This is a genomic window from Paenibacillus allorhizoplanae (genome assembly GCF_927798215.1).
GTDB lineage: Bacteria > Bacillota > Bacilli > Paenibacillales > NBRC-103111 > Paenibacillus_E > Paenibacillus_E allorhizoplanae.
Genome location: NZ_CAKMMW010000024.1, coordinates 1 through 20,036 on the forward strand (window position 1 = coordinate 1; position 20,036 = coordinate 20,036).

21 protein-coding genes and 1 riboswitch are annotated in these 20,036 nt (G+C 47.2%); of the genes, 14 read left to right on the plus strand and 7 right to left on the minus strand.

The genetic code is table 11. The annotated features are described in order from the left end of the window. Positions 1-285: 285 nt before the first annotated feature. The 3 genes from L6I86_RS28150 (at position 286) to L6I86_RS28160 (ending at position 2,540) form a co-directional block, all read left to right on the plus strand. Positions 286-816: a P-loop nucleotide/nucleoside kinase family protein gene (locus tag L6I86_RS28150; RefSeq protein WP_236291789.1), complete on the plus strand. Its 531-nt coding sequence runs from the start codon at positions 286-288 to the stop codon at positions 814-816. A gap of 67 nt (positions 817-883) precedes the next feature. After that, positions 884-1,972: a low temperature requirement protein A gene (locus tag L6I86_RS28155; RefSeq protein WP_236291890.1), complete on the plus strand. Its 1,089-nt coding sequence runs from the start codon at positions 884-886 to the stop codon at positions 1,970-1,972. Between the two features lie 25 nt (positions 1,973-1,997). Further along, a complete protein-coding gene (locus L6I86_RS28160) occupies positions 1,998-2,540 on the plus strand; it encodes a GNAT family N-acetyltransferase (protein ID WP_236291790.1) in 543 nt (180 codons plus the stop codon). Between the two features lie 55 nt (positions 2,541-2,595). Here the strand turns inward: L6I86_RS28160 and L6I86_RS28165 are convergent, their stop codons facing one another. Both L6I86_RS28165 and L6I86_RS28170 read right to left on the minus strand, forming a co-directional pair. Beyond that, positions 2,596-4,593: a hypothetical protein gene (locus tag L6I86_RS28165; RefSeq protein WP_236291791.1), complete on the minus strand. Its 1,998-nt coding sequence runs from the start codon at positions 4,591-4,593 to the stop codon at positions 2,596-2,598. Positions 4,594-4,771: 178 nt separating this feature from the next. Next, positions 4,772-6,112: an MFS transporter gene (locus tag L6I86_RS28170; RefSeq protein WP_236291792.1), complete on the minus strand. Its 1,341-nt coding sequence runs from the start codon at positions 6,110-6,112 to the stop codon at positions 4,772-4,774. Between the two features lie 217 nt (positions 6,113-6,329). Here L6I86_RS28170 and L6I86_RS28175 point away from each other — a divergent pair, with 217 nt between their 5' ends. Then, positions 6,330-6,608, plus strand: a complete 279-nt coding sequence (locus tag L6I86_RS28175; protein WP_056608162.1) for an autorepressor SdpR family transcription factor — start codon at positions 6,330-6,332, stop codon at positions 6,606-6,608. Then, positions 6,605-7,243, plus strand: coding sequence for an SdpI family protein (locus L6I86_RS28180; RefSeq protein ID WP_236291793.1), 639 nt, complete (start codon positions 6,605-6,607; stop codon positions 7,241-7,243). The genes L6I86_RS28175 and L6I86_RS28180 overlap by 4 nt, the downstream gene beginning before the upstream one ends. A gap of 43 nt (positions 7,244-7,286) precedes the next feature. Here L6I86_RS28180 and L6I86_RS28185 read toward each other — a convergent pair whose 3' ends face one another. Together L6I86_RS28185 and L6I86_RS28190 are read right to left on the minus strand one after the other, a co-directional pair. Next, complete coding sequence (locus L6I86_RS28185) at positions 7,287-8,270, minus strand: bile acid:sodium symporter family protein (protein ID WP_236291794.1); 984 nt, start codon at positions 8,268-8,270, stop codon at positions 7,287-7,289. 45 nt (positions 8,271-8,315) lie between these two features. Further along, positions 8,316-8,765 (minus strand): Lrp/AsnC family transcriptional regulator, encoded by a 450-nt coding sequence (locus L6I86_RS28190; RefSeq protein ID WP_236291795.1) that lies wholly within the window; start codon positions 8,763-8,765, stop codon positions 8,316-8,318. Between the two features lie 108 nt (positions 8,766-8,873). On the opposite strand from L6I86_RS28190, the gene L6I86_RS28195 reads away from it, so the two are divergent. Further along, positions 8,874-9,623, plus strand: a complete 750-nt coding sequence (locus tag L6I86_RS28195; protein WP_236291796.1) for an MBL fold metallo-hydrolase — start codon at positions 8,874-8,876, stop codon at positions 9,621-9,623. A 336-nt stretch (positions 9,624-9,959) separates the two neighbouring features. On the opposite strand, the gene hflC is transcribed toward L6I86_RS28195, so the two are convergent. Both hflC and hflK read right to left on the minus strand, forming a co-directional pair. Continuing rightward, positions 9,960-10,832, minus strand: a complete 873-nt coding sequence (gene hflC, locus L6I86_RS28200) for a protease modulator HflC (RefSeq protein WP_236291797.1) — start codon at positions 10,830-10,832, stop codon at positions 9,960-9,962. Further along, positions 10,829-11,836: an FtsH protease activity modulator HflK gene (gene hflK, locus L6I86_RS28205; RefSeq protein ID WP_236291798.1), complete on the minus strand. Its 1,008-nt coding sequence runs from the start codon at positions 11,834-11,836 to the stop codon at positions 10,829-10,831. The genes hflC and hflK overlap by 4 nt, the downstream gene beginning before the upstream one ends. A gap of 182 nt (positions 11,837-12,018) precedes the next feature. Beyond that, a riboswitch (TPP riboswitch) is annotated at positions 12,019-12,117 on the plus strand. A 143-nt stretch (positions 12,118-12,260) separates the two neighbouring features. Between hflK and L6I86_RS28210 the strand changes: the two genes are divergently transcribed. The 8 genes from L6I86_RS28210 (at position 12,261) to L6I86_RS28245 (ending at position 19,517) form a co-directional block, all read left to right on the plus strand. After that, the gene (locus L6I86_RS28210) at positions 12,261-12,866 is read left to right on the plus strand and encodes a thiamine phosphate synthase (protein ID WP_236291799.1); all 606 of its coding nucleotides are present in this window, start codon (positions 12,261-12,263) and stop codon (positions 12,864-12,866) included. A 15-nt stretch (positions 12,867-12,881) separates the two neighbouring features. Continuing rightward, complete coding sequence (gene thiO / locus L6I86_RS28215; RefSeq protein ID WP_236291800.1) at positions 12,882-14,105, plus strand: glycine oxidase ThiO; 1,224 nt, start codon at positions 12,882-12,884, stop codon at positions 14,103-14,105. Continuing rightward, the gene (gene thiS, locus L6I86_RS28220; RefSeq protein WP_056608183.1) at positions 14,089-14,292 is read left to right on the plus strand and encodes a sulfur carrier protein ThiS; all 204 of its coding nucleotides are present in this window, start codon (positions 14,089-14,091) and stop codon (positions 14,290-14,292) included. The genes thiO and thiS overlap by 17 nt, the downstream gene beginning before the upstream one ends. A gap of 4 nt (positions 14,293-14,296) precedes the next feature. Continuing rightward, positions 14,297-15,064 carry a thiazole synthase gene (locus L6I86_RS28225; RefSeq protein WP_056608186.1) on the plus strand — a complete coding sequence of 256 codons (768 nt, stop codon included), beginning with the start codon at positions 14,297-14,299 and terminating at the stop codon, positions 15,062-15,064. 330 nt (positions 15,065-15,394) lie between these two features. Next, positions 15,395-16,237: a bifunctional hydroxymethylpyrimidine kinase/phosphomethylpyrimidine kinase gene (thiD, locus tag L6I86_RS28230; protein WP_236291801.1), complete on the plus strand. Its 843-nt coding sequence runs from the start codon at positions 15,395-15,397 to the stop codon at positions 16,235-16,237. Continuing rightward, entirely contained in the window at positions 16,234-16,893 is a 660-nt protein-coding gene (thiE, locus tag L6I86_RS28235; RefSeq protein WP_236291802.1) for a thiamine phosphate synthase, read from the plus strand. The genes thiD and thiE overlap by 4 nt, the downstream gene beginning before the upstream one ends. 893 nt (positions 16,894-17,786) lie before the next feature. Further along, positions 17,787-18,398 (plus strand): ArsR/SmtB family transcription factor, encoded by a 612-nt coding sequence (locus L6I86_RS28240; RefSeq protein ID WP_056608195.1) that lies wholly within the window; start codon positions 17,787-17,789, stop codon positions 18,396-18,398. A gap of 3 nt (positions 18,399-18,401) precedes the next feature. Continuing rightward, a complete protein-coding gene (locus L6I86_RS28245; protein WP_236291803.1) occupies positions 18,402-19,517 on the plus strand; it encodes an aminopeptidase in 1,116 nt (371 codons plus the stop codon). A gap of 71 nt (positions 19,518-19,588) precedes the next feature. On the opposite strand, the gene L6I86_RS28250 is transcribed toward L6I86_RS28245, so the two are convergent. After that, on the minus strand, positions 19,589-19,978 hold the full coding sequence (locus tag L6I86_RS28250) for an MmcQ/YjbR family DNA-binding protein (protein ID WP_056608201.1): 390 nt from the start codon (positions 19,976-19,978) through the stop codon (positions 19,589-19,591). Positions 19,979-20,036: the final 58 nt, after the last annotated feature.

A 20,036-nucleotide genomic window follows, 5' to 3' on the forward strand; every position in this document is an offset into this window, starting at 1 on the left:
TTCTTTAGGTTACCTTTCACCAGTTCAATATGAAGAAAACTACTACAAAGAAGTTAGTTAATTCTCTTAATAGGTGTCTACTTTCTTGACAGAGGTCCAATTTTCCATCAAATTCTGATAATCAGTTGGATTCGAGGAAATTAGCTGTAGGTTATACAGTTAAACTCTACCCTGGAGCTACAGGATTATCGATGTTCATCTCGAATACGTGGAGAAGACATTTTTAGGGGAGAACGTGAGGCTTGAGGGGGAGACTCATATTGCCTGCGATAAGGAGTGTTAACCATGCAAACTGTCTATCTGGTATCTGGACCAGCAGGGGTGGGAAAATCTACGACTTCCCAAGCGTTGGCCAAAGCTTTGCCAAACTCTGCTTACATTTCAGGTGATGCTGTCAGTCATATGCACGTGAATGGTCGGGAGAAACCATGGGAAAGCCGGTCAGAGTTATTACTTATTTGGCAAAACATTTGGCGGCTTACATCTAATTTTATTACACATGGTGTAGATGTGGTCGTCGATTATGTGACATTTCCTGAAGAGGCGAAGTGGCTTCAAAAGCAATTAATAGCATTAAATACGAATGTTGTTTATGTGGTATTGTGGACAGACAAATCGACGCTCCTACAGAGGGATCAAACGAGATTACCGCAGCATCAAATGGGTGAACGTTGCCTAATTCTCATCGATGAATTTGAAAATTCTGGATTAGAACCGAGGCATGTTAAGGATACAAGCTCACACCGAGTTGAGAATTTGAATGAAATCGTAGATGACATTCGGAGTAACGACAGATATAGGCTGAAATCAGAATGACGATGAAATTTAGTAAAGGAGCCCAATAATGAACAATCCCGCATCAGGGCTGCATCACATCAAAGCAATGGTCGAGAAAAAGGTAACCTGGCTTGAGCTATTCTACGACCTGCTTTTTGTAGCAGCTGTTTCCAAAGCAAGTCACGTCTTGCTGCATGTGCATCACGGAACGATCCCACTGGAGTATTTAAGCAAATTCGTTCTAATCTTTATTCCGATTTGGTGGGCTTGGGTGGGGCAGTCCCTATTTGTCAATCGGTTTGGACGGGACAGTACATCGCATCGTGTTTTTCTCATTCTGCAATTATTTTTCGTGTTAATAATGACGGCTAGCTTGTCCGTCGACTTTGATCAGTATTTTGTGCCCTTTCTCATCGGCTACCTAGGATTGCGAGCGATGACGGCGATTCAATACTTGGCTGTTCATAAAAAAGAAGAAGATCATCGACGGATTACTGCACGATATTTAGGCAGCCGTTTTTGGATCGGGCTTGCCATATCGGCACTCTCCCTATTTTTTGACTCGTGGATTCGATACGCGGTGTTGTATGCGGGCATTATGGTGGATATTTTGCTCCCCCTATTGGGTCGGAAATACTTGGTCAGAAGTCCGATTAATACCCATCATTTATTAGAGCGGTTCTCGTTATTTACGCTGATTTTGCTTGGGGAATCGGTCATAAGCATACTGACTGTCTTACAGTCCAGTGATTGGACATGGCGATCTATACTTTTCGCATCACTCACCTTTTTGCTCATCATTGCGATGTGGTGGCAATACTTTGAGAATGTTGAGAAGAAAGTGAACAAAGCCTTAGAAACGGCAGGTCAGACCATCATCTATGGTCATTTATTCATCTATTTATCCTTGTGCATGATTGCCGCATCGATCCAACTGTTATTCTTGGAGCAGTTGAATTATGGGTTTATGTTAAGCTTTATTTTCGGCTCTGTGCTTTTGTACTTTTTCTCGACATCGCTAGTCTTCCACAAGTATAGACATGCACACCAACGATTAAAGATAGCTCATCTAGCCGTGTTTCTAGGCTTACTAGCTGTATTTCTTGGGTTAAATCTGATATTCGAAGTGCCGAATTACGTAATCATCGGAGAAATGATGTTATTTTTTGCAGTTTATGCGAAGGGATCGACTTGAGAAATCACTTGGAGGGGAAGAAGATATGCGCATTGAACTGGATGCTGATCTCACACTGAAATCACTCGAACCAAAGGATGCTGAAGCCATATTTGCATTAACAGACAGTTGTCGTGACTACCTGAGAGAATGGTTGCCATGGGTAGATGCAACACGGAATAGCGATCATTCTAGAGCTTTTATCCAGCACTGTCAGAGTCAAGAGGCATCCAATAATGGCTTCAATGCTGGCATTTGGTTCAAAGGAGAGTTCGCAGGCTGCATCGGTTTTCACCCGATCAATTGGGCTAATCATTGCGCTAGTCTGGGTTACTGGTTAGGAGAAGGCTTTCAAGGACACGGCATCATGACCCGAGCCTGCCAATGGCTTGTGGACTATTCGTTTAACGAACTGGGCCTAAATCGTATCGAAATCAGATGTGGGGATAGCAACTTTAAAAGCCGCGCCATTCCGGAGAAATTAGGGTTTACGAGAGAAGGGCAGATTCGGGATGCTGCATGGCTGAACGATCATTACATCGACCTTATCGTATATGGCATGCTAAAGCGTGAGTGGAGGCGTGGTTAATTGTAGAGTGTGAAAAAGCAGGTTGCCTCGGCAACCTGCTTTCTTGTACATAAGGCTATTTCGCCGTATCCATGATGTCCCAATCACGCTGCCAAATAATGCGTTCACCCGCATGGAAACGAATAGTGAAATGATTCATCCCTGGCTGAAGTGGGTGATCCATTGAAATGTCGTAAAGCCTACTACTATAGCCTAAATCATAAAGTAGCTTCATCGCGGCAACTTGTTCGGTTGTGGATGTTTCGCCCAAATCTCGGTTCTTCACTGTAAGTTGAAAAACTGGAGCGATGCTATTGTAATCCAAATACCGATTTTCATAGATAAGTCCTGATATTGGTAATTGATGATTAACCGCATTAGGTGGTAGTTGTAAATGATCAATTGTATACCGCTGAGCATTTAAAGTGACCATCTTCCCAATGTTATTGCCGATGTTAACGCTTGTGGTAGCTCCAAACAAAGTCCTTACATCGGTCAGACTGAGGAATGGCGGGCCTTGCTTGCTAGAGGGATCGGGTGAAGACGATAGTTTCAATGGTTTAACAAGTTTACCATCCCAGAGGGTACTAGCTTGAAGATCCCCTGCTTTGATTTGAAAAGCATATCCAGAATCGTCCTTTAAAGTCCACCAGCCCGCGACATCGGGACCTGTTAGCTCGAAATGATACAAACGTGCTAGAAAGGCAGTATCTAGAAAGGGTTCTCCTTGCTTGTCGTCGTATCCGATGGATTCACTACCGTCGGTATAGGCACCTTTCTCATTTTGCAAGAAAGCTCCTTGATAGGAAGAATCGCTTTGGATAACCGCGTCTGTTTCGCGATCTTTCAGAATCACTCTATCCTGAAAGGGATCAAGATGGATCCAAGACTCACCTACGAAAGAGTTAATCTGGAACCAACGGATTCCATTCGGGTCTGTCCAAGCAGCTATTGGATGGAGAGTTTGTGGGCCGATCTGTCCATGATTGAGGATAATTCCTGTATTTGGATACCGAAAAAGCGCCGTGACAGGAGAGTTAAGTTGTATCGTTGCGGTCTCAGCGACTGCATCCTCAGGCTCGGCAAATGTAGGATTAAACCAGCCTTCACCTTGAGGAGTACGAACGTGATACCAATCACCGTCATAGCCATAATTCGTGATGTACTCGTTATACGTCTTCTCATAGTAAGGCAAGTCACCCGTAAGAATGAGCTTAGGCTCATCCTCATACTGGGAGGAGGGATACGTATACAACGCACTTGGATGTGTTCGTTTAATGATCTTGGTTTCGGCTACGATCGGTTGTCCGCCACCAAATGTCCATTTCACACCATCAGCTGTTTCAATTTGATAATAGGTGCCGAGAAAAGTGCGAAATTTACCGGTCACATGCGCAAACTGCTTCGAAAGAGTTCCATCTGTTTGATAAGTTTGATAATCGAATTGAGGCTTAAGATTATAGTAATAATTTGAAAAATAACTCATTTGATCTGCCGGATAAAAATTACCGATCTGATCTAGATTTAAATGAACCCATTGATCTCCCAGCCAAGTTGTGTGGATTTTAAGCCACTTTTTTGGATTGTATACTTCGCCTGTTCCAGAGCTATTCCTGAACCAACCTTTTTCTGCGTCGACCACTTGGACTTCTTGTGGGGAAAGGGCTGCTGTTGGCTTGCTGTTTTCCGAAGGCTTCGCATATAGAGGAGTCTCGGTCATCAAATTGATTGTCGTTGGCGGCGGGGTATCGAATTGCCAAGGAGCGGTTTTAATCCATCGATCCCCAGCGTCCGTATGAATTTTCCACCAATTCCAAGCGCCTGACCAGTGGTTTTCGGCTTCAATGACCTTAACAGTTTGTGGGGAGATGGACCCTTCCGCTTTGTTCAATAGGGCATTCGGAATCACATAATAAGGAATGTCCTCAAGCAGCGTTAGCTCTCTGGGGATATGGATCCCGTCCGCGACTTCCGTTGGTGTATCTTCATATTCATAAGCGTTTCCTGAAGAAGCTCCAAGACTGACTTGCAAACCTATAGCGATTAGCCCTAGCGCTATTGTCCTTTTCCACATCATCTGTCACTTCCTTTATTGGTTATTTCAATCACCTAGTATGTTCTACTATAAAATGGATAATAAGTTGTGCTAAAAAGCTAAAAAGTGTATCCAATGGTTAATTACTCAAAAAAGACACCTTCACCCCGAGATGGGGAGCGAAGATGCCTTTATTCATTTGAATCGTCGTTCCGTTCTATTTGGCTGCCGCGCTATCCTCGATACCTACCCGCATCCCTGAGAGCCTGTACCACAGAAGCATGCCTAGTGAGCAAAGACCAACCAGAATTAATAAACCGTATACATGCTTGTACGCATGAAGGAATGACGTATTCCGCTGAATTTCAATTAGAATGCCGCATATCGCAACGGACATGGATCCTCCAAAAAACTGGATCAGCTGCATAAGTCCCATGCCCGAGCCAATTAAATGCTTCGGCAAGATGCGTGAAGTCTCATTATTTAACGATGCGATTGTTGCGGAAAATGCAGGAGAGAAACAAAGATAACCGATCATGACGACAAGCGGTGAAGCACCAAGCAATGTCGCGAATGCGATCATCACCAGGGATAAAACTCCGTGGCCGATGAGCAGAAACCGCAGATTGCCGAATCGATCAATCCAACGGCCGACGAAGCGGGTTAAGAACGCCGACAGAATCGCTCCTGGCGCAATCGTTAAACCGATGGTCATGGCGGATTGATGGAACACTTTGGCCAGAACGAGTGGCATTAGAAATAGATTCCCAAGGTTCAGGACCAAGATGCAGAACCCAATGACGACAAGCTTCCGAAACGCTGGATTCGCTAGCAATACAGGATTAATGAACGTGTCGCTTGATCGCCGTAGATGCCAGACATGTATGCCAAAGGAGATGGCACTAATGGCAAGCCAAACGCCAGAAATTTGCGTGACCGCGAGCAGTAAGGTCGCGGCATTGAGGACCGTCAATAGCGCCCCTAGCATGTCAAATCGGAACGGCACAGGCTGTTCTTTGGGAAGCAAGCGCAAGAGAATGGGAAGAATGACTAAGACTAGGCAGGTAATGGCGAACAACCCATTCCAGCCAAAGTATTCGCTTATTAATCCGCCAACGATCGGGCCGAGTCCGAAGGCCATCGCGCTCCCAGCGGAAATCATCGCAATCGCCGAGCCTCTTCGTTCAATCGGGATGTAGCGACTGGCGAGAACCAATCCAAGTCCTGCCATCACCCCAGCGCCTGCGGATTGTAGAATACGTGCCGCCAGCAGTGTGTGGAACTCCGTTGCGAACAGTCCGAACACTGAGGAAAGTCCGAGCACAATAAGCCCTACCGTGAGCAGTTTACGAATCTGCACCACATCGGAGAGTCTACTGTATATAACCGTAGATAAGGCATAGCCAATGGAATAGCTGGAGATGACCCAGGATCCAAGATCCGCCGTGATGTTAAGATCTTGAATAATACTGGGAATCGAGACGTTGAACATCGTCGTATTCATAACCACAATGAACAAACCGATTGTCCAAACGGGCATTACAATTTTATCGTTCATGAGTACCATCCTGTCTGACGCGAGAAGTTAAGTTTGATTTCTTTACCACATAAGAAAGTGTAAGTTTTCGGTGACCGAAAATCTCTTTCTTATTATAAACCTACATCGTCTAATAGCCAAAACAGTTGAAGGCACATGCCAATTGACAGGTGGGAATAATCGATGTATTATTTTATTATACATTTAGACAAATATCTAAATAAGGAGGGACTTCCATTTGAATGAGGCATTTAAAGCGCTAGCGGACCCGACTCGTCGTGAAATTTTGCAACTGCTGCGAGAAAAGAGTATGAATGCTGGTGATATTGCTGATCATTTCAAGATTAGTAAGCCGAGCATATCGCATCATTTGAACCTGCTTAAACAGGCGGGACTCGTTATGGATGAACGTCATGGACAACATATCCTGTATACTTTGCACACTACAGTTGTTGAAGACGTCATCGGATGGATGTTTAACATACTTAACAAAAAAGATGAGGAGGAATCGTCATGAAAAAATGGAAGGAAATTTTGTTACTTGTGATTAGCCTTTCCCCAGCGATAGGGGGCTTCATTCTGTATAACCGTCTTCCGGCCACGATGGCGAGCCATTTTGGCGTAAATAATGAAGTGAATGGGACGATGAGTAAAGAAATGTCGCTGCTCATGCTAGTACTGCTGGGTCTGCTGCCGCTATTCATACGGGCTATGAGAGCGATCGATCCGAAGAAAGCAAATTTCGAGAAATTTCCTGCAGCATTTGAGGTGACGCGGTTCGGAGTTACGATCCTTTTAGCTATCGTAGGTTGGGCGATCATTGTCTTTAACTTGGGCTACAGCTTGGACTTTAAGAAAATGACGATGATTTTGCTGGGCGTGTTGTTTGCTGTGATGGGGAACTTTTTAACACAAGTGAAGCCCAACTATACGTTTGGCATACGGACACCGTGGACGCTCGCTAACGAAGAAATTTGGCGAAAGACACATCGTTTGGGAGGTCCACTGATGATGATTGGCGGCATTGTTGCCTTCATTGCAGCGTTTTTAACGAGCTCAATTGCGATCGGCATATTTATAGCCGCTATCGTCATTAGTTCTTTCATTCCGATTATTTATTCGTATGTGATGTTTAGTCGGCTATCGAAATAATGAGGAGCATGTAGGCTGCCCAGCGATTGCTGAGCAGTCTTTTTCACATTTGTTTAACACCATTAACATGTAAGCTTGGCGTGTCACTTTTCAAGGCATATTTCCGATTCAGCAGAAAGCCGAAGAGAGAAGCAAGGGATTGCTGGAACAGCATGCCAAGCACGACTGGGATCGCCACGGGTGGCGGGAAGTAAGCTACAGCGAGTACCGCGCCCGCACTAATATTACGCATACCACTGTTAAAAGTAAGGGCAACCACGACATCTTGCTCCCAGCGGAACAATCTAGCGACAAGCCAACCGATCATGTAGCCAAGTGAGGCCACGATAAGTACAAAACCTGCCAAGCCGAGCAGCTTTGCGTTGAAGTCACGCAAATACGGAGCGATGACGGAGCTGTTAATGGCAACGACGACGCCCATGAATATTTTCGAAAAAGGACCTAAACGGCCTCCCCATTGCTCCTTAATTTTCCCACGCGTCCATTGATTCAGCCCCATCCCAATGAGAGAAGGAACGACGATCATGAAGAACAAACCTTTCATCATCGCAAACGTATCGAGCTGCACTTTGGTGCCAACCAATAACGAGAGCGTATACGGCACGACGAAGGGTGAAAGAATCGTATCCATCAGGATGATCGATAACGTTAATACAATATTGCCTCGATAAATGGCCACCCACACAAAGCTTGTAATCCCTGTTGGAATGGCTGCCGCCAAAATAAGTCCCGTAATTGTCAGCGGTTCATGACTATAGACAGCATGACCGAGTCCGAGTGCGATCAGCGGCATCCCGACATGCAAAATGAACAAAGTAGTGATAAGGGGCAGTGGCCCAACGACGACCTTAATGAATTCTTTGAAGCTCGAAGCGATGCTCCCCGAAAAAGTCATGAATGCAAACAACCATGGCGACAAATAAGTAAATCCAGATAAGTGACTTCCGAGTAGAACACCGATAAGGACACTTATGGGTGTGATCAGCGGCAAAATCTTTTCTAATTGACGATTTAATTGAGGCAGCATCTAGGTGAACATCCTTTCGTGACCAGCTTGAGGCGAAGCAGACTGCTATTTGACTTGCCCGATGGAAAGACTGACTTTGTAATTGCCATAGGTGAGAAGTTCATCCAGGAAAGCATTCAATTCAAGGGGCGTACGGACGCGCACTCTCATCCAATAACAGCCTTCGCCGCTGACGCGGTGCGTCTCTACAACACTCTCTTGGTGTTGAATATATGTGAGGAAAGCTTGATGTGCCGTATTAGATTTCATAAAAACAACGATAAACGCGTGCACGACCTGCCCGATTTTCTCGGGATTCCAGTTTACAGTATAACCCGTAATGATGCCGAGATCCTGGAGCTTGCGTACGCGTGCGCCGACCGCTTGGCCAGTTAGATGAACCTGTTGACCAATCGCTTTATGCGACTGAGTAGCATCTTGGAGCAAATGCTGTAAGATACGTAAATCGATCTCATCGATCGGTGGGTTGCTTAGCACGTGTTGAATTCCTTTCACAATGAAATGGAAAATCGTATATTCGTTTCAGCAGATTGTATGAGAAACAAGCCAATTATTTTACAATTGTAGCAGAACAACAATTAGAAGATAAGAGGTGCTTTGAAAATGAAGCTTCAACTCATTCGCCATGCCACATTTTGGCTGGAATACGCTGGCATTAAATTCCTGATTGATCCGATGTTTAGTGACGCGGGGGTAAACCCACCGATCGTGAATACAGCCAATCCTAGGCGAAATCCAATCGTGTCTCTGCCAGTTCCGTTAGCAGAAATAGGTCAACCAGACGTGATTATTGTGACACATTTGCATGGGGATCACTGGGATGGAGCAGCAGCGGAAGCACTGCCCAAATCAACGCCTATCCTGTGCCAACCAGGGGATGAAGGAGCCTTTACGGCAGCTGGATTCACGTCAGTAATGGCGATCCAGGAGTCACTTACGCAACAGGGAGTAACCTTGTTCCGAACATCTGGGCAGCATGGAACTGGGGAGATTGGGAAGTTGATGGGGCAGGTTTCGGGCTTTGTGTTCAAAGCGGAGAACGAGCCAACACTATATCTCGCGGGGGATACGATTTGGTGTGACGACGTACAGCAAGCGTTGGAAATGCATCTGCCAGATTGGGCAATCGTCAATGCGGGCGGTGCGCAGTTCGAAGTGGGGGATCCCATCACAATGGATGCGAACGATGTGGTGAGCCTGTGCCAGTACGCGCCATTCACGAAAATCGTTGCCGTGCACATGGATGCGATCAATCATTGTCATGTGACGAGAGCGGAGTTGCGGGACAGATTGGGAGTGGAAGGGTTGTTGGAGCAGGTTGTGATTCCGGAGGATGGGGCTTGGGTGTATTAACTCATAACCCATAACTCAATGCTAAGCCACTCCACGGTTCTCGCTCCCTCCTATATGTGCCATTGGATAAATACAGTAGAATGCGGATTTTGAGATGAAAAATCCAACTATGATTGGATAAATCCAATTTGAATGTCAGATTTTCCTACGAAATCGACCCATTTGGAAGGTTAAGAATGGAATTATCCAATGGAAGTTGAGAATGAACCTCCCAAAACGGTTAAATCACTGGATAAATCCAATGGCTGCTCATTGGAAAATGATTAATGACATAAATAAAAAGCATGCCATCCTCAGATGTGCATGCTTTTGTTACACTTACTTGGGGATCTACTATTATTTGCCAAGTAAAATTTTCGTATACGGAGAATCGATAGGCAGCATGATGACCGGCTCCCCTTTAAATGACACCAAGTAACTATCCAATGTACGGTAGAAATTGTAGAAGGCAGGATCCTGGCCGTAAGCGGAGTTGTAGATTTTAGCCGCTTCTTGCTCGCCTTCAGCCACAATTTTCTTCGCATCCGCTTGAGCTTGCGCGATCAACTCACTTGCCTGTCTGTCGGCTTTGGAGGTGATTTTCTTGGACTCTTCATCGCCCTCGGACAAGTACTTTGCGGCAATAGACTGGCGGTCAGAGATCATCCGTTTATACACGCTTTGCTTGTTGGAATCAGGCAGATCCGTGCGCTTGATGCGCACATCGACGATCTGGATACCATAGTTATCGCGCTCCATTAACTCGGAAACTTCCTTCGTAATCTCATCGTTCAAGTTACCACGTTGCGTGTTTTCACTAATGATATCGCTGTAATTGATCTCCGATAGCTTCCGTCTAACGGTGTTATATACTGCGGCATCAATACGCTCTTCTCCGCCAGTGATCGATTGAATCGTGCGCAAGAATTGCTGAGCATCATCAATCCGCCATACCGTATAGTTATCAACTTCGATCGGCTTCTTATCTTTGGTCAAAATGGAAGTAGGTTTGCTGTCATACACCATCTGATATTTAGGAAGCGTGCGAACCGATTCAATGAATGGGATTTTAAAATGAATGCCAGGTTCTGTTTGGATACGAACAGCTTCTCCGAATTTGAGAACGACGCGGTATTGGCCTTCTTTGACAATAAAGATGGAAATCAAGAAGAAAATGACGAGAACGACACCAAGGATGGATCTCAAAATCCATTTGCTTTGTAAGGTCATTTCGCAGTCCCTCCAGTCGTGCCGGCCGCAGCAGCAGGTGTGCGCAACAGCTCATTAATTGGTAAATATTTGACCGTTTCGCCAGTGCTGTCGCTGATGAAAATTTTGGCGTTTGGCAATATTTTCTCTAACGTCTCGATGATGAGCCTGCTCTCTGTAACTGATTTATTATTGGCATACTCCGCATACAGGGCATTAAACTTCGCCACATCTCCCTGCGCATTCAAAATCCGTGATTTCTTCTGTGCTTCGGCATTCTCAAGCAATGCTTGAGCGTTACCGCGCTCCCTAGGAAGGATATCATTTTCGTATTTCGTCGCCACGTTAATCTTCGTGTTTTTCTCTTCGCGTGCGTTGGTTACATCTTTAAACGCATTCTGCACATCGCCAGCTGGCGGCTCGATATCTTGGAATTTCAAATCGACAATATGAATACCCGTTTGATACTTCGTCTGCATCTCAATCAATCGTTCTTTGACCTTGCCTTGGACCTCGGTTTTTCCTTCGGTAATGGCAAAGTCTAGCGCAGTAGCGCCGATAACGGAACGAATCGCTGCGCTTGTGGAGTTACGTAGGAACAGTTCGGCATTATCAATATTGTACAAGTAGTTACGCATGTCACTGATATTCCATTCCACCACGGCATCAGCGGATAAAATATTTTCATCCCCCGTAATCATCATCGCTTCTTCTTCTACGGGAGTGATTTTGCCACCCACTTCACGGAAGCCGATTTGGATACGTTGTGTCTTTTTGGCAGGTAATACAATCACCTGTTGAATAGGGAAAGGGAGTTTAAAGTGAAGCCCAGCTTCCTTCTCTGTTGTATATTTGCCTAATGTTAAAATAGCCGCCTTCTCATGCTCCTGTACCGTGTAGAAGGTGGACGATCCAAAAATAAGGGCGAGAACAATAACAAGGCCGATAACAATTTTGGTCATCAAGCCTGGCGGGAGGGAAGAGGGTCTTCGTCGATCGGGTTCTGGCAGTACAAATGGTTCCATGGCAAACACCCCTTAATATAAGTTTTACTGATACTCTATACGGGAAGTTTTGGAAATGGTTTCAATAGAGAGACGTAATTCTCAGCGTGCTGAGAATGGCTAGGTCAACTGCAAGTTGAAACGGAAAATTGTTATTTCCAAGAGTTGGCTGTCATGCTATGATGTTTAGTAATTGCATACGAATGAATCCCTAGGGGCGCCGAGAGGCTGAGACAGTGTAGACTGAACCCTTTGAACCTGATCTGGTTTATGCCAGCGGAGGAAAGTGGAACGAGTTTTGGAGCCGATTTTATATCTGTTTATGATGAGGCAGCCTACAACCACTTTCCTGAGGAAAGTGGTTTTTTTGTGTTTACGAGCAAAGTCAGGATGAAGGGCGCTGGTGAAAGAGAAGCGATGTTGCGTGAAAGGAGTCGAGCCTTGCGTGTCACAGAAAGAACTGCATGTTATATCGGGCGGGAAGCATACATGGTCCGAGATCGCAAAGATTGCGGCGCAGATCCACCCATATGTCACAGCGATTCATATTCGCGAGAAAACGAAGTCCTTGGATGAAGTGTTTATCGGTGTTCAGTACTTGTTGGAGCAAGGGATTCCAGCCAAAAGCCTGTACGTCAACGGTCTTCCCTCTATCGCTCTAGCCTTGCAAACAGGGGGGCTTCAACTTCCAGGTACAACGCCGTCTCTTGTTATTCAGGATGAGTTTTGCCGCGGGATACAGCGCATCGGAGTCTCTGTGCACCATGCAGATGAGGCAAAATGGCGTGAAAAAGAAGGGGCCGATTATGTTATGTTCGGTCATATTTTTGCGACAAACTCTAAGCAAGGCGTGCCGCCTAGGGGCTTGGAGCAGTTAAAACAACTAGTTAATCACGTTAATATTCCTGTGATTGCGATAGGCGGGATGACACCTGCGAGGGTAAAGTCCGTTCTGGATACAGGAGCATCTGGCATCGCAGTAATGAGCGGAATATGGGATGCAGCGGATCCCCTTGGAGCCGTTCTGGCCTATCATGATGAGCTTCAATAAATAGAGGTGAGCGAAATGTCAGCATCAAGATCAGATGTCATCATCGTTGGCGGCGGTGTTATCGGTACATCCATCGCGTATTACTTGGCTAAAAGAGGGCAATCCGTCACGCTGTTGGAGCGCAGCCAGCTAGGCACCGAAGCCTCGGCTGCGGCCGCAGGCATGCTCGGTGCGCAGTCCGAGATGGAAGACACGGGCGCCCTGTTCCAGTGGGCGCGCCAAAGCCGTGCCATGTTCCCCGAGCTGAGCGGGGAACTTCGAGAACTCACGGGCATCGACATCGGTCTCGTCCGTGAGGGGCTGCTGAACGTCGCGCTCAGCGACGATCAAGAGCAGGAGCTGCGCGCGCGGGAGAAGCTCCAGCGCGCCGCGGGCGAGAAGGCTCAGTGGCTCAGCGCCGCTGAAGCCACGGCTATAGAGCCCGCGCTGAGCGCAGCGACGCGCGGAGCCCTGTACCTGCCCGAAGATGGGCAGGTTGATGCTCCGCTGTTGGCGGCGGCATTCGCGCAGGCGGCGCAAGTGCTTGGGGCGAAGGTGCAATCGTTCGCCCAGGTGCAAGGGCTGCTGACCGCGCAGGAGCGCGTCATCGGCGTGCTGACGGCCGCCGGTCCGCTCTACAGCGACCACGTGGTCGTCGCCGCAGGCACGTGGAGCGGTCAGCTGCTTGGGAGCATCGGCATCGACTTGCCGATGTATCCCGTGAAGGGCGAGTGCTTCTCCGTTAGGACGCCGAAGCCTACTTTGAAGAAAACCCTGTTCTCGCCAGGGTGCTACATTGTTCCGAAAGCCGGCGGACGGCTGGTGGTCGGCGCGACGGTCGTGCCGAATAGCTATGACCGCAAGGTGTCGCTCTCTGGCTTGGCCGAGCTGATGGATCGCGCGAGGGGCCTGATGCCGCTACTCGGCGATGCCGAGTGGGAGAAAGCTTGGTCGGGGCTGCGCCCGCAGACAGGCGACGGACTGCCCTACATCGGCAAGTTGCCTACGGTGGAGGGCTTGTACACAGCGTGCGGTCATTACCGCAACGGGATCTTGCTGAGCCCGATCACCGGGAGGGTGATGGCGGATTTGATTTTGGGTGGAGACAGCGCAGGCGAACAGGGGAATAGTGAGATAGCCCCTTGGCTGGATGCCTTCAGCCCGGATTTTTCGCCAGAGACCACGCGAGTAAGTCAGCAGGATCAAAGCACATTTTCAGCTACAGGAAAGGAATTGATAAGCATTGAAACTGCACATTAATGGTCAGCAGGTTGACGTACCCGATACGATTCGGACCGTTGTGGAGCTGCTTGCGCATTTCGACCTAAGCGACAAAATGCTCGTGGTTGAGCATAACGCAGCCATTTTACATAAAGAGGACCACGCTGGTGCTGAGCTGGCGGAAGGTCACAAAATTGAGATCGTTCATTTCGTTGGAGGAGGATAAAGACATGTTAAAAATCGGTCCATATGAGTTTCGTTCACGTTTGCTGCTAGGTACGGGGAAGTTTCCTGATTTTCAGATTCAAAAACAAGCGGTTGATATCAGTGAGTCTCAAATTTTGACGTTTGCGGTTCGTCGGATGAATATTTTTGAGGCGAGTCAGCCGAATTTCTTGTCCATGCTGGATACGTCGAATTTCACGTTGCTGCCGAATACGGCCGGTGCCAAAACAGCTGAAGAAGCGGTTCGCATCGCACGTTTAGCAAAAGCTTCAGGCTTGTGCGACATGATCAAAGTTGAGGTTATTGGGGATGAAATGACGCTGCTGCCCGATCCAGTGGAAACGCTGAAAGCTTCAGAAATGCTGCTGGAGGAAGGCTTTATTGTACTTCCATATACATCGGACGATGTTTTGCTAGCTAAACGTTTGCAAGCGCTTGGCGTACATGCAATTATGCCTGGCGCATCACCGATTGGCACGGGGCAGGGGATCATTAACCCTTTGAACCTAAGTTTCATTATCGAACAGGCGACGGTTCCGGTCATCGTGGATGCAGGGATTGGTGCACCTTCCGATGCGTCATTGGCGATGGAAATGGGAGCAGATGGTGTGCTGCTGAACACGGCGGTATCCGGTGCGAAGGATCCTGTCAAAATGGCTTACGCCATGAAACTTGCGATCGAAGCGGGACGCGCGGGCTTTGAGGCAGGGCGCATTCCGAAGAAGCGATATGCGTCGGCGAGCAGTCCGATGGATGGATTGAGCCGGGTTTAGGTCTAGGACTTGGTCTTGGTCTTGGTCTTGATCTTGATCTTGATCTTGATCTTGATCATGATCTTGATCTTGATCTTGATCTTGATCTTGATCTTGATCATCTCTTGGCTAACGGACACAGGAACCGTTATTTGATATATAGATGAAGTTTTGAAAAGCTAACGGACACAGAGGTCGCTATTCAGTCGAATTTCCTGCTCATTTGGAGAATTCAGCTGCAATAACGACTGCCGTGTCCGTTAGATTATGGAGATCGTGAAATAGGCGACGATAGCGTCTGTCATGACCGTTAAGATAAATAGTAGCGAAAAGTAGGTAGGGGGGAGTACCATGGCGATTTACAAAGCATTGACGATTGCCGGCTCGGACAGCGGCGGTGGCGCTGGTATTCAGGCAGATTTGAAGACATTTCAAGAACTCGGTGTGTACGGAATGTCCGTGATTACGGCTGTTACCGCGCAGAATACGCTAGGTGTGCAAGGTGTTTACCCGATGAGTGTGGAAGCGATTGAACGCCAACTGGCGTCTATTGGTGAAGATTTACGGCCGGATGCACTCAAAACAGGGATGCTTTTCAGCGGTGATATTATTCGCATTGTGGCAGCGGCGATTAAAACGTATGGGTGGAAGCAGATCGTTGTAGATCCGGTGATGATTGCCAAAGGCGGAGCTTCACTTTTGCAACAAGAGGCGATTGACGCGATGATCCATTCGTTGCTGCCATTAGCTGATGTGGTGACGCCGAATATCCCTGAAGCGGAGGCGCTTAGCGGGATATCGATTACGGACGGGGACTCTCGGCAGAAGGCAGCCATTCGAATTCATGCATACGGCTGCAAGCACGTGATGATTAAAGGAGGCCATGAAGCGAATACGGAGCAAGCGACGGATTTGCTGTATGATGGAGTTTCCTTTACGGAGTTCACTTCAAAACGTTTGGTTACCCAACATACGCATGGCACAGGTTGCACATTTGCAGCTGCTTTGACGTCGGGTTTGGCCCAGGGACTCACGACGAAGGCGTCCTTGCAACTGGCGAAAAGCTTCATCCACGCTGCGATTTCGGAGCCTTTACATATCGGAAGCGGGCATGGACCGACGAATCATTGGGCTTATCAGCAGGGTGTTCGAGCCGCTGATTCGAAAGATACGGCAACGCGAGGTGTGCGATGAGCACAGTGTTGAATGCTGAAGAGATACGCAAAGCTCTGCGTTTGTATTTGGTGATGGGCAGCCCCAATTGTGGCGGGGCTGATCCGTATGAAGTGCTGGAAGCCGCTATCGACGGCGGCATTACGATGTTCCAGCTGCGCGAGAAGGGCCCGGGTGCCCTGCAGGGGCCGGAGCTGCTCGCGCTGGGCGCGCGGCTGCGCCGCCTTTGCGCGCAGCGCGGGATCCCGTTCATCGTGAACGATGATGAACGGCTGGCTCTAGAGCTTGAGGCCGATGGTATTCACATCGGACAAGAGGATGCCCCAGCCGCCGCGGTGCGCGAGCGGCTGCCGAGTATGATCGTGGGCGTGTCGGCCCACGATTTGGGCGAAGCCCAGTCGGCGCTGGCCGAAGGCGCCGACTATCTTGGCGTAGGCCCCCAGTATGCCACGCGCACGAAGCTCGATGCGCGGGAAGTCCAGGGGCCTGCCGTACTAGCGCGGATGCGCGCAGGAGGCATCCAGCTGCCGCTCGTGGGCATCGGGGGGATCGATGCCACGAATGCAGGCGCCGTCATCCGCGCAGGGGCGGACGGCGTGGCAGTGGTGAGCGCCATCGCTGGTGCGCGCTCACCGCGCGAGGCTGCAGCGGCGTTGCGCACGCTGCTTTTCCCGTAGTTTCGCCCTCCGTGATCCTCATTCGCATCATCCACCACCGAGCTATCAACTGACAAAAATCATTTTCTGTTAGATGAAGAACTCGGTTTAAATAATTGAAATTTGAACAATGTATTACCACCTAAGGTTAAAGAATTACAACTGACAAAAATCAAAATTTGTTAACTGAAATCCCTGTTTATGAGCGTTTGATAGAGTAGCCCTCCGGATCCTCATTCGCAACATGCACCACCGAGCTATCAACTGACAAAAATCAAAATTTGTTAACTGAAATCTCTGTTTATGAGCGTTGATAGAATAGCCCTCCGTGATCCTCATTCGCATCATCCACCACAGAGCTATCAAATGACAAAAATCAAAATTTGTTAACTGAAATCGCTGTTTATGAGCGTTGATAGAATAGCCCTCCAGACCCTCATTTCCATCATCCACCACAGAGCTATCAAATGACAAAAATCATTATCTGTCATCTGATGTACTACTAAAATTACTACTCTTAAACAATCGATAGATGAGAGAGCTCCATTTGAATGGAGCCATACAACCTAGCAAGTTAATTTATTGGTGACGTTTCTACCTTTAATGGTGACAGAAACGTCCCTTTTTGCTACCATAGTAGAAAGCTTAATTTCGGTAATCCTTTAAAGCGGTGAAATGTCGCATGGAAAAAGGCCTCGTACTGAATGATTAGGTAGTCAGAAACCGCAATTGACATAGATTCTGTTTAGCATTATGATACGGTTAAAAAGATTTGACCGTCGTTTAATTAATCTCTTTAAGAGATTATAAGAAGACCAAGAGGCGCTTGTAGCAAGGCTTTTTCGAGGTGAAACTCGTTCTAGCATAGGGTGCATTCGTTCATCTTGGTACTGGAGAGGGAGGTCGGATCCACGATGAAACTGCAGCCTGTTTATATCATTGAAGAACTCGAACAACTCAAAACAATTAGTGATCCACTTCGCGCTAGAGTACTGCTATATCTTATAGAGAAAGCTTATACGGGTCAGCAGTTGGCTAAACTGTTAGGGATGGCGCGCGCCAAAGTGCATTATCATTTGAATGAGCTTGAACGTCATAATTTGATTTGCGTTGTTCGTACGGAGCTTAAGAATGGCATTGTGCAAAAATTTTATCGTGCCGTAGCACGTGGTTTTGTGCCTGGTGAGAACTTGCTCCCGTATGTTTCGGAGGTAGAAAATTATTACCGAGAACGTACATTAAGTGTACTTGGACATGCTAGAAACAGAGCGATTAATGCCCCCGAAGAGGCGTTTCAAATTCCATCGCCAGACCGATCCCAGTGGCCGATTATCATGACGCAGGTTGAAGTCAAAATGAGTAAAGCGAAATATGCCGAATGGTTAAGGAAATTCCGTGCGCTTATTTATGAACTAGATGCCGAGCAAGAGGAGAATGGGGAATGGTTCTATTTGACGACGGTCGGCTTTCAAACACATGAAAGAGGATTTGACCCCATCGAACCCGCCAATGAAGAGGAGAGATAACACATGCTGGATCCTAGATTAACTAAGCTTGCTGATGTATTGGTGAATTATTCAGTTAAGGCACAGCCAGGTGAAAATATTTTAATTGAAGCTTATGGGATTGATTCTGCTCTTGTCAAAGAAATCGTCAAAAAGGTTCACGCCGCGGGTGCACATCCTTTTGTTAACTTGCGTGACCATGCTGTGATTCGTGAGCTCGTTATGAACGGTACGGAAGCTCAAATGCAAACATGGGCAGATGTAGATGCCTTTCAAATGAAGCAAATGAACGGTTACATAGGTGTTCGCGGTGGTGCGAATATTTATGAACTGTCGGATATTCCGGCTGATCGGATGAAGTTGTACAATTCCGTGTACTATCAACAGGTACATTTCGATGTCCGCATCAAGGATACAAGATGGGTTGTTCTTCGTTACCCAACATCTTCGATGGCTCAGCTTGCTAGTATGAGTACGGATGCGTTCGAGGATTTCTATTTCAATGTATGTACGATGGATTATGGCAAAATGTCCAAAGCGATGGATCCGTTGAAAGAGCTTATGGATCGCACTGACAAAGTGCGCCTTGTTGGCCCGGGTACAGATTTGACATTCTCGATCAAAGGTATTGGCGGCGTGAAATGCGACGGAGAGCTTAACATTCCAGATGGCGAAGTGTACTCCGCTCCTGTGCGTGATTCCGTCAATGGTGTAATTTCGTATAATACACCTTCACCGCATGATGGCTTTATTTTCGAGAATGTGGTGCTTCATTTCGAAAATGGTAAGATCGTTAAAGCGACGGCGAATGACACGGATCGTATCAACGAAATTTTCGACATGGATGAAGGCGCACGCTATGTAGGTGAATTCGCGATTGGCGTGAATCCTTACATTCAGCACCCGATGAAAGATATTCTGTTCGATGAGAAAATCGACGGAAGCTTCCACTTCACACCTGGTAATTGTTATGATGATGCTTACAACGGCAACAAATCTTCGCTGCATTGGGATATGGTGAACATCCAACGTCCTGAGTATGGTGGCGGCGAAATTTGGTTTGACGATGTGTTGATCCGTAAGGATGGTATGTTCGTATTGCCTGAGCTTCTTGTATTGAACCCAGAGAACCTGAAATAGGTTCTGAATAGTTAAAAAGGTTGCCCAAGTCGTTGAGACCTGGGCAACCTTTTTTTGTAATAACAACGGGGTTATGACATTGTGGCTTTCAACTGCTGAACAATCTTTTTAGGTGCCGTTCGCGCGTACCCTTCTACGATCAAATCTTCAATCTCTGCCCATGGCACGAGTTCAATGTTCATAATGCTAACCCAGCCATGCTGGCCGATATATGGCGTCTTCTTATAAGGCGTGCCATCCTGACCTAAGAGGAACTCTTGAGTAGTAAGGTTCGTTTTGAAAGATGTTGAGACTTGGTCATCGCTCTCACCTACAAAAATAAAAGGTTTGTCCTTTACACGAAAGGTAGTGTGGCCAAAGCCATCAACCTTTTCTTCTACTACCGGCAGTTTTGTGCAAAAATCGCGGAGTCTGGCAACCAGCGCCAATCCTTCCGGGGAGGCAATTTGACTGTGGGACACAAGGGTCAACTCCTAAGTATGGATTGAGATTTTCCAAGGTAAGCAAAACTGCTTAGTA

Excerpts from the sequence above, each read along its gene's own strand:
- L6I86_RS28150 (WP_236291789.1), top strand. The coding sequence starts at position 286 with ATGCAAACTGTCTATCTGGTATCTGGACCAGCAGGGGTGGGAAAATCT.
- L6I86_RS28155 (WP_236291890.1), top strand. The coding sequence starts at position 884 with ATGGTCGAGAAAAAGGTAACCTGGCTTGAGCTATTCTACGACCTGCTT.
- L6I86_RS28160 (WP_236291790.1), top strand. The coding sequence starts at position 1,998 with ATGCGCATTGAACTGGATGCTGATCTCACACTGAAATCACTCGAACCA.
- L6I86_RS28165 (WP_236291791.1), bottom strand. The coding sequence starts at position 4,593 with ATGTGGAAAAGGACAATAGCGCTAGGGCTAATCGCTATAGGTTTGCAA.
- L6I86_RS28170 (WP_236291792.1), bottom strand. The coding sequence starts at position 6,112 with ATGAACGATAAAATTGTAATGCCCGTTTGGACAATCGGTTTGTTCATT.
- L6I86_RS28180 (WP_236291793.1), top strand. The coding sequence starts at position 6,605 with ATGAAAAAATGGAAGGAAATTTTGTTACTTGTGATTAGCCTTTCCCCA.
- L6I86_RS28185 (WP_236291794.1), bottom strand. The coding sequence starts at position 8,270 with ATGCTGCCTCAATTAAATCGTCAATTAGAAAAGATTTTGCCGCTGATC.
- L6I86_RS28195 (WP_236291796.1), top strand. The coding sequence starts at position 8,874 with ATGAAGCTTCAACTCATTCGCCATGCCACATTTTGGCTGGAATACGCT.
- hflC (WP_236291797.1), bottom strand. The coding sequence starts at position 10,832 with ATGACCTTACAAAGCAAATGGATTTTGAGATCCATCCTTGGTGTCGTT.
- hflK (WP_236291798.1), bottom strand. The coding sequence starts at position 11,836 with ATGGAACCATTTGTACTGCCAGAACCCGATCGACGAAGACCCTCTTCC.
- thiO (WP_236291800.1), top strand. The coding sequence starts at position 12,882 with ATGTCAGCATCAAGATCAGATGTCATCATCGTTGGCGGCGGTGTTATC.
- L6I86_RS28225 (WP_056608186.1), top strand. The coding sequence starts at position 14,297 with ATGTTAAAAATCGGTCCATATGAGTTTCGTTCACGTTTGCTGCTAGGT.
- thiD (WP_236291801.1), top strand. The coding sequence starts at position 15,395 with ATGGCGATTTACAAAGCATTGACGATTGCCGGCTCGGACAGCGGCGGT.
- thiE (WP_236291802.1), top strand. The coding sequence starts at position 16,234 with ATGAGCACAGTGTTGAATGCTGAAGAGATACGCAAAGCTCTGCGTTTG.
- L6I86_RS28240 (WP_056608195.1), top strand. The coding sequence starts at position 17,787 with ATGAAACTGCAGCCTGTTTATATCATTGAAGAACTCGAACAACTCAAA.
- L6I86_RS28245 (WP_236291803.1), top strand. The coding sequence starts at position 18,402 with ATGCTGGATCCTAGATTAACTAAGCTTGCTGATGTATTGGTGAATTAT.